General features: G+C 59.0%; 9 protein-coding genes and 1 pseudogene. 8 read left to right on the forward strand and 2 right to left on the reverse strand.

Annotated elements, in window-relative coordinates; translation table 11 throughout:
- Positions 1-143 precede the first annotated feature (143 nt).
- Positions 144-695: an isochorismatase family cysteine hydrolase gene (locus ASD03_RS22850; protein ID WP_082557382.1), complete on the forward strand. Its 552-nt coding sequence runs from the start codon at positions 144-146 to the stop codon at positions 693-695.
- 321 nt (positions 696-1,016) lie between these two features.
- Here the strand turns inward: ASD03_RS22850 and ASD03_RS22855 are convergent, their stop codons facing one another.
- Entirely contained in the window at positions 1,017-1,898 is an 882-nt protein-coding gene (locus ASD03_RS22855; protein ID WP_057216607.1) for an AraC family transcriptional regulator, read from the reverse strand.
- Positions 1,899-2,053: 155 nt separating this feature from the next.
- Positions 2,054-2,164: pseudogene (locus ASD03_RS38095) on the reverse strand (transposase domain-containing protein); the annotation flags it as partial.
- 369 nt (positions 2,165-2,533) lie between these two features.
- Between ASD03_RS38095 and ASD03_RS22865 the strand changes: the two are divergent.
- The 7 genes from ASD03_RS22865 (at position 2,534) to ASD03_RS22895 (ending at position 13,610) form a co-directional block, all read left to right on the forward strand.
- A complete protein-coding gene (locus ASD03_RS22865) occupies positions 2,534-4,483 on the forward strand; it encodes a PrkA family serine protein kinase (protein WP_057206879.1) in 1,950 nt (649 codons plus the stop codon).
- Between the two features lie 25 nt (positions 4,484-4,508).
- Positions 4,509-5,825 (forward strand): YeaH/YhbH family protein, encoded by a 1,317-nt coding sequence (locus ASD03_RS22870; protein ID WP_057216613.1) that lies wholly within the window; start codon positions 4,509-4,511, stop codon positions 5,823-5,825.
- Positions 5,826-5,837: 12 nt separating this feature from the next.
- Positions 5,838-7,379, forward strand: a complete 1,542-nt coding sequence (locus ASD03_RS22875; RefSeq protein ID WP_025430516.1) for a SpoVR family protein — start codon at positions 5,838-5,840, stop codon at positions 7,377-7,379.
- Positions 7,380-7,666: 287 nt separating this feature from the next.
- Positions 7,667-7,993, forward strand: a complete 327-nt coding sequence (locus ASD03_RS22880; RefSeq protein ID WP_057216616.1) for a GYD domain-containing protein — start codon at positions 7,667-7,669, stop codon at positions 7,991-7,993.
- 550 nt (positions 7,994-8,543) lie between these two features.
- Positions 8,544-11,615, forward strand: coding sequence for an AAA family ATPase (locus ASD03_RS22885; RefSeq protein WP_025430513.1), 3,072 nt, complete (start codon positions 8,544-8,546; stop codon positions 11,613-11,615).
- 40 nt (positions 11,616-11,655) lie between these two features.
- A complete protein-coding gene (locus ASD03_RS22890; protein ID WP_082557383.1) occupies positions 11,656-12,834 on the forward strand; it encodes a YcaO-like family protein in 1,179 nt (392 codons plus the stop codon).
- Between the two features lie 8 nt (positions 12,835-12,842).
- The gene (locus ASD03_RS22895; RefSeq protein ID WP_057216619.1) at positions 12,843-13,610 is read left to right on the forward strand and encodes a TfuA-like protein; all 768 of its coding nucleotides are present in this window, start codon (positions 12,843-12,845) and stop codon (positions 13,608-13,610) included.
- Positions 13,611-13,620 lie beyond the last annotated feature (10 nt).

Consider the following 13,620-nt stretch of genomic DNA (forward strand, 5'->3'; position numbering starts at 1 on the left):
TGGACAGCGGCGGGGCGACAGCGACAGTGGAGCAAATGAATACATGGCCTCGCCTCTCGTTTGCGAGAGGTTCATCGGCTTAAGCTACACTTGGCGCTGACGAATACCGGGGTCGAATTCAAATTTGATTTTGGAGGGTTGTGATGGCGGTCGATTTCCAAGGCAGCTACATTGATAGAGCGGCCCTCGTCATTATGCACTATCAAGTCGACGTGTTCGCAATCCTTTTCGGGGAGCAACCATCGCCGTTGTTGGGGCAGTGTAACGCACTGATCCGGCGCTGGCGCGCCACTGGTCGACCGTTGCTATTTCCCAACTTTTCGCTAGGCGAAGGGTATGAACACGCACCGCCGGCGGATAACCGCCAAATCTCACCGTATCTACCGACCGGACGATTTCGTACTGGTCTGCCCGTCGAAGGTCTTGCGGTCGAACGGGGTGACCTTTTCTATGCCTGTCCGCGAGCCAGCGTCTTCTATGGCACATCGCTTGCCGCCGACCTCCGGACGCGCGGCGTAAGCACGCTTGTAATGGCTGGGATAAGCACCACCGGCGTTGTTCTTTCAAGCATCGCCTGGGCCAGTGATGCGGACTACGATGTGCGCCTAGTCAAGGACTGCTGCTATGACCCGGATCAGGAGGCGCACGAAGCTCTGTTTCGTTCCGGGTTCGGCGGGCGCGTACAAGTCGTGTGACGCGGTATGCGGGTCAGTGACAGTCTAGCGGAATGGGCGCACGAACCGAAGCGCCCGCGGCGTTATCGCACCAACAGCGCGTCCACGTGATAGGGATCGGATCAATCGGACAACATCAGGGCGGGCGGTAACAACGTGCCGCATAAACAGGCCGGAGACATGGCTGCACCCGACCCGCAAAGCTCAAACAGTAGCCATTCGGTGAGGGCCGCTATGATCTCGCCTGATCGAATGCCCACGTTCAGCGGATCGGCGGATTTGGGTGGGAAGCAGCTTGTCCGCCGCTCTGGACGGGAACGGACAAGCCGCCATTAAGGGTCGCTATTTAAGGGGTAGGAAGAGCTCTGCCATCGCCGCATGTTCAGGTGCTTCCGGAAAGAAGGTGAGGCGCTGGCAATACAGGGGGAAATCCCTCGCTTCCTCGCCACTGGCCGGCAGCCAATCGCGGTAGAGGTAAAGCGCGGCAGGCTCCAGATCATCAGTATTGCCGACGACTTTCAACACGGCGCAACGGCCGCCGGGGATTATGCCCGCTTCAATCTGCTCTCCGTTCGTCTTGATCGGCTGATCAGTGCTGACACAAAGGTCCAGCCGATACTCGTCCGCCGACGTCACGCGCGGATCGGAATGGAAGATGTTGAAAGTCAGATTGGTCTTCGGGTTCAGGCCAGTGGCTTTGCGCCATGCTATAAAGCGCTTGATCGTGTCGCCGATCCTTACCGGATCACCTTGATGTTTCATGATTGCGACAGAGGTCGGAGACACCTCGCGGATTTCGACGTCATTGGCTGCAAATGTCCTTTGCATGAGCTTGCTCCTTGCTTGGTTGAGAGGCCCGAGGGCGGCAAGCCATGGTTCCCAATCGGGAGATTTCCTGAACTGCGAAGGCGACTGGGTGAACCGTTGCCGAAATGCGCGAGCAAAGGCGTCAGGAGCTTCGTAGCCGGCATCCATCGCTATCTCGGTCACGCTGTCTGCGTCCCTGTAGGCCAGCCTGTAGGATGCTCGCTTCATGCGGACGAGTTGGATATAGCGATGCACGGACAGCCCAAAGGCCGCCGCGAACTGCCGATGGAAATGATACTTGGAGAAGGCGGCCACGCGGCTCAACTCATCCAGGTCCAGATTGCAGTCAAGATGCTGATCGATGTGATCTAGGACCCGTTGCATCCGTGCATGGTAGTTTCGAAGCGTAGTCGTCATCTTCCTGTCCTTACCGTGGCACGACCAAATAACCCCACACAAGTGCTGTGCGCTCGACCGATCTTGCGGATTATCAGGCTCGGCTGCTCGGTAACAACGTTGGCCTATGAGGTAGCCATCCGCCTGAGCGGTCAGCGCCGTCGGCGTCCCGGAGGTTAATGCTCCAACCTGCTGATTGGCATGTCAGCGATGTGAGCAAGCACATCGGCCAGCCAAGCCTGCGGATCGATGTCGTTGAACTTGGCAGTCATGATCAAGGTGGCCATGAAGGGCCCGCAATCGGGACGGCAAAGAGCCGCGACTTTCGGCCAAGCCGCGCAATGCCCGCTCGGCGGCGCGACCCCTATGATTTTGATCATCAATGCGGCCCTTTTTCCCGTACTCCGATCAACCTGATGGGCCGTTCGGTTGTTTCATGCTTTTGGACAGTGGACTCGCTGTTCAGATAGGGTGCGAAGATGGCTGGCCGATGCTATTGTTAGTAAGCAGCGCCTTGATTCGCTCGGCGTCAGCGCCTGTGAGATGGATAAGTAGTGAAGGCAGCCAATTTCGGGAACAAACCCGGGCCTAATTTCGTTGAAATTGAAGTGGTCGTAGCAGAAGCGTAGGACTTCGGGCGACCGCAGGAGGCTTCCATGAGAGCCAATGACGGCGATGTTTTCGACCTCTTTTCGCAGACTTACGCAAGCGGAGTGCAAGAGAAGTTAAGTCTGCAGGAATATCTCCTCGCCTGTCGCGACGACAGGAGCATGTATGCCACGGCGCCGGAGCGCATGGTGGCTGCCATCGGCGAGCCGCAGTTGATAGACACGAGCGCGGATGAGCGCCTCGGCCGTATCTTCGCCAACCGCACCATCAAGATCTACCCCTCCTTTGCGGACTTCTATGGAATGGAGGATACGATCGAGCGGATCGTCGGATATTTCCGATATGCCGCGCAGGGGCTCGAGGAACGCAAGCAGATCCTTTACCTCTTGGGGCCGGTGGGTGGCGGCAAGTCGTCGCTTGCCGAACGTCTCAAGAAGCTGATGGAGCAGCAGCCCATCTACACGCTGGCCATCGACGGTAAGATAAGTCCCGTCTTTGAGTCGCCCCTCGGCCTATTCGACCGTGATCGCATGGGGGATCTGCTCGAAGACAAATACGGAATTGCCAAGAGGCGGCTCACCGACTTGGTATCGCCTTGGGCAACCAAGCGGCTGGACGAAATCGGCGGCGACATTTCGAAGTTCAGCGTCGTCAAACTCACGCCCTCGCGGCTGCGCCAGATCGCCATCGCCAAGACGGAACCGGGCGACGAGAACAACCAGGATATTTCCGCGCTCGTAGGCAAGGTCGATATCCGCCAGCTCGAGAATTTCAGCCAGGCCGATCCCGACGCCTATTCCTATAGCGGCGGGCTCAACAGGACTACGCAAGGGCTGCTCGAATTCGTCGAAATGTTCAAGGCGCCGATCAAGGTTCTGCATCCGCTGCTCACCGCTACGCAGGAAGGAAGCTACAACGGCACGGAGAACTTCGGCGCCTTCCCCTACCAGGGTGTCGTGCTTGCCCATTCCAACGAATCCGAATGGCTGCAATTCAAGCACAACAAGAACAACGAGGCCTTTCTCGACCGGATTCTGGTCGTCAAGGTTCCCTATTGCCTGCGCGTCACGGAGGAACGGCTGATCTATGAAAAGCTGCTTCGTGAGAGCGAGTTGTCCGAGAGCCCATGTGCGCCCGAGGTGCTGGAGAACCTTAGCCGATTCACAGTGGCGACGCGCCTCGCTCTACACGAGAACTCGCCGTCCTACACGAAGATGCGGGTCTATGACGGCGAAAACCTGAAGGATACCGATCCCAAGGCGAAGTCCCTGCAGGAATATCGCGATGCCGCGGGCGTCGATGAGGGCATGACCGGCGTCAGTACCCGCTTTGCCTTCAAGGTGCTGTCGGAGACCTTCAACTACGACACCAAGGAAGTGGCGGCCGATCCGGTTCATCTGATGTATATCCTGGAACAGGCCATCCGGCGGGAGCAGTTTCCCAAGGAGACCGAAGCGAACTATCTCGATTTCATCCGCTCGGAGCTCGCCGCTCGTTATGCCGAGTTCATCGGTCACGAAATCCAGAAGGCTTATCTCGAATCCTATAGCGAATATGGTCAGAACCTGTTCGACCGCTATATCTCTTATGCGGATGCCTGGCTCGAAGATCAGGACTTCAAGGATCCTGATACGGGTCAGATCCTAAATCGCAACGTTCTCGACGGCGAGCTGTCGCAGATCGAAAAGCCTGCAGGGATCGCAAACCCCAAGGATTTCCGCAACGAAGTCGTAAAGTTTACCCTGCGCGCCCGCGCCAGAAACAACGGGCGCAACCCCGCTTGGACAAGCTACGAAAAGCTCCGGGAAGTGATCGAGAAGCGCATGTTCGGCCAGGTCGAGGACCTTTTGCCGGTCATCAGCTTCGGCTCGAAGAAGGACAGCGTGACCGAGAAGCAGCACGCTGAATTCGTGGAACGCATGACCGAACGCGGCTACACCGAGCGTCAGGTGCGGCGGCTCGTCGACTGGTATATGCGCGTCAACAAGGCCGGTTGACGATGCGTAAGCGGGGGATGGGCACATGCCGAATTTCATCGATCGCCGGCTGAACCCCAAGGACAGGAGTCTCGGCAACAGGCAGCGCTTTTTAAAGCGGGTCCATGAGGAATTGAAGCGCACGATAAGGGATCAGGTAAAGTCGGACAGGATCATCGATGTGGACGCCGCCCACGGCGTTCCGATCCCGAAGCGTGGTGCGGACGAGCCCAGCTTCCAGCATTCGCGCGGCAGCGGCGAGCGGCACTATGTCCTGCCCGGAAACGAGACCTTCTCGCCCGGAGACCGACTTAGGAAGCCGGAATCAGGCGGCGGTGGAGGGGTCGGCGGCCCCGGACGGGGCGAAAACACGGACGACTTTCTTTTCGTGCTGTCGCGCGAGGAAGTGCTCGATCTTTTCTTCGAAGATCTGGAGCTTCCGGACATGGTGAAGCTGAACCTGCGCGAAACCGTCAGCTACAAGTCCCATCGCGTCGGTTTCTCGACGGTGGGCACGCCCAGCAATATCAATGTCGGGCGAACGATGCGCAACAGCTTCGGGCGGCGCATGGCCCTGCGTCGCCCGAGCGAGAGGGAGTTGCAGGCGCTTGCCGACGAGATCGCGGCACTGGAACGGGAGGAGCAACCGCCCCCGCAGCAGCGCCACAGGCTCTGGCATCTGCGCGAAGAACTGGAAGTGCTCGAACGGCGGCGGCGGCGTATCGCCTATGTCGATCCCGTCGACGTGCGGTTCAACCGTTTCGAACGTCAGCCTTTGCCGAATGCCAGTGCGGTGATGTTCTGTCTGATGGACGTCTCCGCCTCGATGGGGGAGCGCGAGAAGGATCTTGCCAAGCGCTTCTTCGTTCTCTTGCATCTGTTTCTCAAGCGTCGTTACGAGCGGATCGACATCGTATTCATCCGCCACACGGATGAGGCGCGGGAAGTTGACGAGGAGACGTTCTTTTTCAGCAAGCAGAGCGGCGGCACGGTCGTTTCGACGGCGCTTGAGGAAATGCTCCGGGTCATCGAGGAGCGCTATCCCTCCAATCTCTGGAATATATATGCGGCCCAAGCCTCCGACGGCGACAATGCCAACGGCGACTCGGAGCGGTGCGCCGAACTTCTGCGGGAATCGCTCATGCGTCTGTGCCAGTATTACGCCTATGTCGAGATCATAGACGAGCGCGAAAGCGGAATATTCGGGTCGACGGACAACGGCACCTCACTCTGGCGCGCCTACCGCACGGTCGACAGCGCGGTACCCAATTTCCAGATGACGCGCGTTGCAATGCCCGCCGACATCTACCCCGTCTTCCGCAAACTCTTTGCCCGGCATCAACCTGTTCAACTGCGCAGGTGAGGGGACGATCGAATGGCAAGACGGCCAGCCTCCACTCTGCTGTTCGACGGTTCGGAATGGAACTTCGCGACGCTTTCGCGGGCCTATGAGGCGATCGAGGCGATTGCGATCGGCGAGATGGGACTGGACGTCTATCCGAACCAGATCGAGATCATCTCCTCTGAACAGATGCTCGACGCCTATTCGTCCGTCGGCATGCCGCTGATGTATCAGCACTGGTCGTTTGGCAAGCGCTTCGTTTTTGAAAGTCAACTCTATCAAAAAGGCTATCGCGGGTTGGCCTATGAACTCGTGATCAACTCCAATCCCTGCATCACCTATCTCATGGAAGAAAACACGATGCCGATGCAGGCGCTGGTCACCGCGCATGCGGCCTTCGGCCACAATCACTTCTTCAAGAACAACTATCTGTTCCGCCAGTGGACGGATGCCGGCGCGATCCTCGGCTACATGGACTTCGCCAAGAAGTACATCGCCAAATGCGAGGAGCGGCACGGTCTCAGTGCGGTGGAGGAGATACTCGATTCGGCGCATGCCCTGATGGATCACGGCGTATTCCACTATCGCCGCCCCCCCCGGCTCTCATCGGAAAAGGAGACGGCGCGGGCCCGGGAGCGGCTGGAATATGAAGAGCAGACCTATAGCGATTTATGGCGGACGCTGCCGACGGCAAGCGGAACATCCGGCATCGAGGAGGCGGAGCGCGAGGCTTCGGAACGGAAGAAGGCGCTTAACCTTCCCGAGGAGAATCTGCTCTACTTCCTCGAGAAGCACAGCCTGATCCTTGAGCCCTGGCAGCGGGAAATCTTGCGGATTGTTCGCGTTATCGCGCAATACTTCTATCCGCAAAGTCAGACCAAAGTGATGAACGAAGGATGCGCGACCTTCGTCCACTATTCCATTATCAATAGACTGTTCGACCAGGGCAGGGTCAGTGAAGGCGCAATGTTGGAGTTGCTGGCAAGCCACGCCAATGTGGTGTTTCAGCCTGGCTTCGACGATTCCCGCTTCTCGGGTATCAACCCTTACGCGCTGGGCTTTGCTATGATGCAGGATATCGAACGCATCTGCACCATGCCGACGCAAGAGGATCGGGACTGGTTTCCCACCATATCTGGCAACGGTGACCCATTGGGCACGCTGATCGGCGCCTGGGAGAACCACCGCGACGAGTCCTTCATTCTGCAATATCTGAGCCCGGCGCTGATCCGCAAATTCCGCCTGTTTCGTCTCTCTGACCGCGCGACTAACAAATTTTGTGAGGTCACTTCCATCCATAACGAGCAGGGGTACGCTGCCGTGCGTGCCGGGCTCGCTCGGAACTATGACCCGGTGGCCAATAGACCGGACATACAGGTGGTCGATGTCGATCTGCTGGGAGATCGGCAGCTTCGACTGAAGCACGTCATCAAGAACGGCATTCTGCTGGAGGAAAGCAATCGGGACGCGACACTCGCGCATATAAGCCGGCTTTGGGGATATGAAGTGAGCCTGGCAGGGATCGATGCGTCGACGAGTAAGGTCCTGTTTGAGTGCTCCTCCACAGGAGCGTGACAGCAAGCGAGCGGCGCCAGCGCGGGCCCTTTCACTCGACCGGCCAGTGCTTGTTGTTGAAGCTGAAGTGACTGATTACGCCCAAGAAACCTAAGAAGGGCGATGCTGAAGAACAGGCTGTCCGCCATCCCAGCCGTCAAGAAGTGGCGCCGGAGCTTGAGGGTCACAAAAATCCGCCTCGAGATACAAGTGAGCGCCGACGCCGAACGGCGATCCGCGCGTTGGAAATGACTCGCGTTCTCCCCAGCTTGAGCGTTAACTGTGTTGTTCTGGAGGAGGAGGCATTCATGGCCATGTATCTCACCCGCTTCAGCTACACGCCCGACACGTGGGCGCGCATGATCGAAAACCCTGAGGATCGCCGCGAGGCGGCACGCACCTACATTGAATCCGTCGGCGGAAAGCTCCATGGGTTCTGGTACGCCTTCGGCGAGCATGATGGTTGGAATCTGTGGGAGGCGCCTGACAACGTATCGATGGCGGCTGTCGCGCTGGCGATCGGTGCAGGCGGCGCGGTCAGCTCTATGGAGACCACTGTCCTCCTCAGCGTCGAAGATACGCTGGAAGCTTTGGAAAAGGCAAAGTCGATTCGGTATCGTCCACCGGCAGCGTAAGTGGCAGCCTACTAATTCCGATCCAATGTTGAAGATCGTGGTTCGTGTATCTTCGTTCCCGGCGCTAACTCTTGTCCGCCGGAGGCAAGAAGAGTACTCGATGGGTCGAGAGCAGACATACCTGAGCCCGCTCGAGGCGCACAGTGGGTGACGGTCTCATTCTCTGGTTCTGAGGTCGGCTGAAGCAGCGCTATTCTCGGATTCGAAATTGCGATCTGCTATTCGTATGATGTTCCCCGGTCATCTCGAGCGATGCTCGCAAGAAGGGTCCGTCGTGCCTCCTTGAGATGTGCCATGCAGGTGAGCACGATAAACCGACGAAGTACGAGGGGCTCGGGCATCAGGAGTTTATCCTGGCCTACAAGTCCTTCGAGCCGATCGGGCCGGCTTGTCTGCCGACCTAGTTTCGCCCATGGTCTGGCAATTAAAAGCGTTTGTCCGAGCTAAATTAGCCCACCCTAATTCCCCGCGCCTATTAACACCGCCCGCCTATGCTATAATTATTTAGGGGAATTTTGCGTCCATACACGCGAAGCGGCAGGAGTGGCGAATGCTGCGCGAAAGTCGGGTCAACGGACTACGACAACCGACGAAAGCTTCGCGTCACAAGGCGCGCGCCTCCCTGTATGGTGGCGAGCGGCGGATCATCACCGCCCTCTGTTATGATCTTGTCGGGTCGACCAGGCTTCTTTCCCTGCTGGATATAGAGGATTACCAGGAACTGATCGCAGCGTTTCAGAATGCGGCGAAACAGGCGATAATCTCCCATTCCGGCGTCATGCAACTTGAGGCCGGAGATGGAGGCGTAGCGCTCTTCCCTATCGAGGTCGGTGAGAAGGATGCGGCATCGCTCGCCATTCGCGCAGGCCTCGGGATCGTCGAAGGTTGCGCGCGCGTCGGCCGGGAAGCTGGGCGCGAAGACTTGCACGTTCGCGTCGGGATTGCCACATCCATCGCGCTGATCCAGGAGACGGACGAGGGGAAGGGGCAACCGGTTACGAGTGCGGCACTGGCCATAGCCACCCGTCTGGAAGAGATCGCCGCACCAGACAGCGTTTTTGTTTCTGAGGACACGCGCAACCTGGCCGGCAGGTCGCATGCCTTCGTGTTCGAAGGCGTCAAGACGCTCAAGGGCTTTACCGTGCCGGAGAAGGTTTGGCGTGCACTTGGGCACAAGATCGAGGTCGACAGGTTCTACGCGTTCGGAAGCCTTGGCGGCCCGTTCATTGGTCGCGAAAGCGAGCTGAGCATGATCGCCGCCTGTTGGGAAAGGATTCCCGCCGAGGGGGGCGAAGTACTCCTGATCGAGGGAGACGCGGGCATCGGAAAGTCGCGCCTTTTGCGCGAAATCCGCAAGAAGACTCGCGACCGGCGATCAGGGCTGTTCTTCTTCCAGTGCCTGCCCGGAGGGTATCGCTCGACGCTGCATCCCCTGTTGAACAGCTTTATGGGCGTCATGTCAGGACAGGACGGTCAGGGGGGTCTGACGGCTTCCGCTGTGGCAGCGCTTTTCGAACGCAACGGCATACGCGACGCAGAAACGATTGAAACGTTCGCATACTTGCTGGGCGCGCTGGGACGAAATCAACGGCTTGCCGACAACGGTCCCAAAGCCATCCGGGAAAAGGCTCTGCGCGCAGTGTTTCGCGCACTCGAGGCGTTGTGCGCGAATGGGCCGGTCGTCCTGGCCATCGAAGACATTCATTGGATCGATCCGACCTCCCAGGATCTGCTGGCGGAGGCCGCGCGAGTTGCGCGCCAACTTCCGATTCTCCTGGTGGTGACCTCACGTCTCGGTTTTGCGGCGGATTGGCTGGATGCAGCCAACCCCACCCGTCTGACGCTGCTCCCCCTTGATCGTGACGAAACACGACTGGCCATCGAAGCAAGGTGGCCGGAGCACAGGCAGGCTATGCTTCCTGAACTCTATGACATCACCGAGAGGATATCCGGCGGCGTACCGCTCTTCATCGAGGAAATCTGCCAATGGGTCTCGCAGAACGTTGCGACGGATACGATGAGCCTATCGGAAAACGTTGGACCCACCCATGTATCCGCATTCGAGGGAATACTCGATGCACGCGTCAAGCACCTGGGCCCGGCCAGAGATGTGGCGCGAGCGGGCGCAATTGCCGGCACATGGTTTACCCTATCGCTGCTTCGAGCGCTGCTGCCGGGTTTTGGCAAGAAGTCTTTGGCCAAGGCCGCTGATACCCTGTGCGACACGGGGTTCCTGATGAGGATCAGGGCGCCGGGACATACGACCTATGGTTTCAGGCACGTTTTGATTCAGGAAACGATCTACAACGCGCTGCTGCGACGGCAGCGGCAGGCACTGCATCGCCGGCTGTTCGGCGCTGTCAGCCAAAATCGCCAAATGGCGCCCTGGATCGACACCGGAACATTGGCCGAGCATGCGGAGCGGGCCGGGTTCATGGAAAGCGCAATCGATCTGTATATTTCGGCGGGCAAGGAAAGTTCGAGCCGGTCGGCGATGGTGGAGGCGCGCAACTATCTGGAGCACGGTTTGGCACTTTGCGACCAAGTGAGCCAAGGACATCCGGTCGAACCCCTGCAGCTATCGGCGCTGACGTCGCTCGGTCCGATTCTGACCGGCCTTCTGGGACTGAACGCGCCGCCGGCTCGCAAGCTTTATGAAGATGGGGTGGTCATCGCCCGCCGACAGCCGATGGAAGATCAATCCAAGTGGTTTCCGATCTATTGGGGCTGGTGGCTCACTGGATCGGATTTTCGCGTCATGCGCGATCGCGCACGGCAGGTGCAGGCCATGCTGGCGGAAGCCGAAGACCCGGAAATACAGCTCCAGGTCAACCACTGCATCTGGGCGATCGATTTTAATCTCGGCCATCATCGGGAAACCCAGGATGCGGTCAAGGCGGGCCTTGCCCTTTACGATGAGCAGTCGGCGAAAACCAGCCGAATGTTGTTTGGCGGCCATGACGCCAAGGTTTGCGGTCTCGGGCAACTCGCACTTTCGCTGTGGCTGACGGGACAATCGAAAGCATCGAACGCGGCTCTGACGAAGATGGTCGCTTTCGTTGATCGGATATCCCATGTGCCGAGCAAGGCGCATTCACTTGATACGGAAGCGGTGTCCGCCTTTTACCGGGACGACTATGGGCGTCTCATCGAAATTTCCGAAAGAATGGCGAACTTCGCGAAGACCCATGAGATGCAGTCGCTGTCTGGTCTGTCGCTGCTCTTCGGTGGGTGGGCTCGCGCTCATGGCGAGAGCCTCACGAGCGGGCACACGATGTTTCGCGAGGGGCTGTCGCTCTTGCAAAACCTTGGCGCCGTCGCAGATCTGCCGATTTATCTCTACATGCACGCCACTCTGCTCGGGCTTGCGGACAAATATGAGTCGGCGATCGAGGTCACGAATGACGCGATCGAAAAGGCCAGGGAAACCGGTCATGCCTATTGGCTTGCCGAGCTTTACCGACGACGCGCTGTCCTTCATGCGCGGGGCAACACCACCACGGAACCAATTGTCGCCGACCTGCGCTCGGCGGTGGAAATTGCCGAGAGCCAGGGAGCAACGGCGCTTCTGAGGCGGGCGAGGCATTCAATCCAGGAGCTTGGCGTTGTCGTTGAGCTTTGAACCGACAGGCCGGAACACGGATCCGTCAAACCCCAGAGGGATGCTCGCAACCTTTCGCGGCCGTATCATTGCCGACCTCGGCAAACCCCTGTCGCAGCTCGCAGGTCCCGAAGTGGACGATCGATGCCTGCGTGCAATTCTGCCGCTCTGTCGGCGCGCGCGCATAACCCGCCTCGGTGATCTGACCGGGCTTGACCGGATCGGGCTGCCGGTGGTGCAGACCGTTCGACCCGCCGCCCTGTCTGAAGTCACTTCGCTCGGGCGAGGTCTTGCCACGGCAAGCGCGGCAGTGGGGGCGATCATGGAATCGCTGGAGCGCTTCTACGCTGAAGCCATCCCGCCGGAGCGGGTGTTTCTCGCCACGGCCGATGAGCTCAAGATCGTCGGGGGCCTGTTTGAAAATCTTCTGGTGCCTGGCCGCCGGGGGACCTGGCGGGAAACGACGATACCGTGGATCACCGGCATCGATGTGGCGACAGGTCGGACGCAGCCGGTTCCGCTGGAACTTGTTCACACCTGCTACACGGATCCGCCGCCCGCCCATGATGGCTTGTTCACGCGTACGACCACGGGTCTTGCCTGTCACATGACCGTCGTCGGCGCGTTTCTGCATGGACTGTTCGAATGCATCGAACGCGACGCCGTCGCGCGCGCTTTCGCCACCCACGGCTTCTTTGATCGAATGCGAATTTCGCCGTTCGGGCTGGGTGACAGCGTTGATCACATACTGTCTGTCGCCGGCAAGCACGATATATCCATTGGTCTTTGGCTCGCCCCTTCGCCGGCAAAAGTTCCAGTCGTCTGGTGCCAGTCGATCGAGACGGGCCGGGGCGAGCCCATCCTTGCTCTTCCGACGGAGGGTTATGCGGCGGGGCCGAGCGTCGAGGCGGCGGCGTCAAGCGCAATGCTCGAAGCCGTGTCAGCACGCGCAGGGGCGATATCGGGTGCACGCGATGATCAAACCCGGGAGCATTATAGACGAAGCACCGATGCTGTCGTTGAGAAGGCCCGCCAGCTCATTCTTGGTGGCGCATTCGGGACGCCACACCCGGCAATCGAAGCGCCCGCAATCTGCGATCTCGGATCGCTTGTCGACGGGGTCACATCTGCCGGGCTGGGACCCATATTAGCAGTGCCCGTCGGAGCGGACGCTGAAACGGGAGTTCAGTGCATAAGGGCCATCCTTCCCGGAGCCCTTCCTTTTTCGATTTTACGGTGAGTGTTCACATGGTCGATGCGAGCGAGGAAAGTCCGATCCTGGTGTTTCTTGGTCCGACTCTTCGGTTGGCCGAGGCGGAGCCAGTTCTCGACGCCATCTACCTGCAGCCCGTCGCGCAAGGCGACATTCTGCTCGCCGCCCACGCATTCCGCCCGCGTGCGATGGTCCTGATCGACGGGCAATTCGAAGACAGGCCGGCTGTCCGACACAAGGAAATCCTCTGGGCGATGGCACAGGGGATCGTCGTGATCGGCGCTGCGAGCATGGGCGCACTCAGAGCGGCGGAACTCAACGAATTCGGGATGATCGGCGTGGGCCTGATCTACAGGTGGTATCGGCGCTGGCGGCTCGCTCCCGATGATGCCGTCGCCGTTCATTCGGGGCCGCCGGAGCTTGGCTTCCTTCCTTTGACGGACTCATTGGTAGATCTGCAGCGGACGTTCGCCAGCTTGATGCGCGGGAATTTCATAACGGCTTCCGAGCGCGGTTTGCTGACAACAATCGCGCGGGACATGAACTTTCGAGAGCGTCAGTTGGAAGCGATCTTGCGCGCTGCGGGGTGTCGGGCGGAGAAGCTCAAAGAGCTGCGGAATGAGATGGTGAGACAAAAAAGACTGGACGCGCTGCTTGCGCTGCAAAGCGCGCGAGCCATCGCGACGAAACGAAATGCGGCCCGTGCAAGCACCTCGTGGGTTGCGACGAATACCTTTGTTCGGGACCTTGAGGCGGGCGGCATTGACTCAAAATTAGTAAACACTTATAAATTGAATCCTTAATTGCCGGATT

The sequence above is a fragment of the Ensifer sp. Root127 genome (assembly GCF_001425225.1).
Classification (GTDB): domain Bacteria; phylum Pseudomonadota; class Alphaproteobacteria; order Rhizobiales; family Rhizobiaceae; genus Ensifer; species Ensifer canadensis.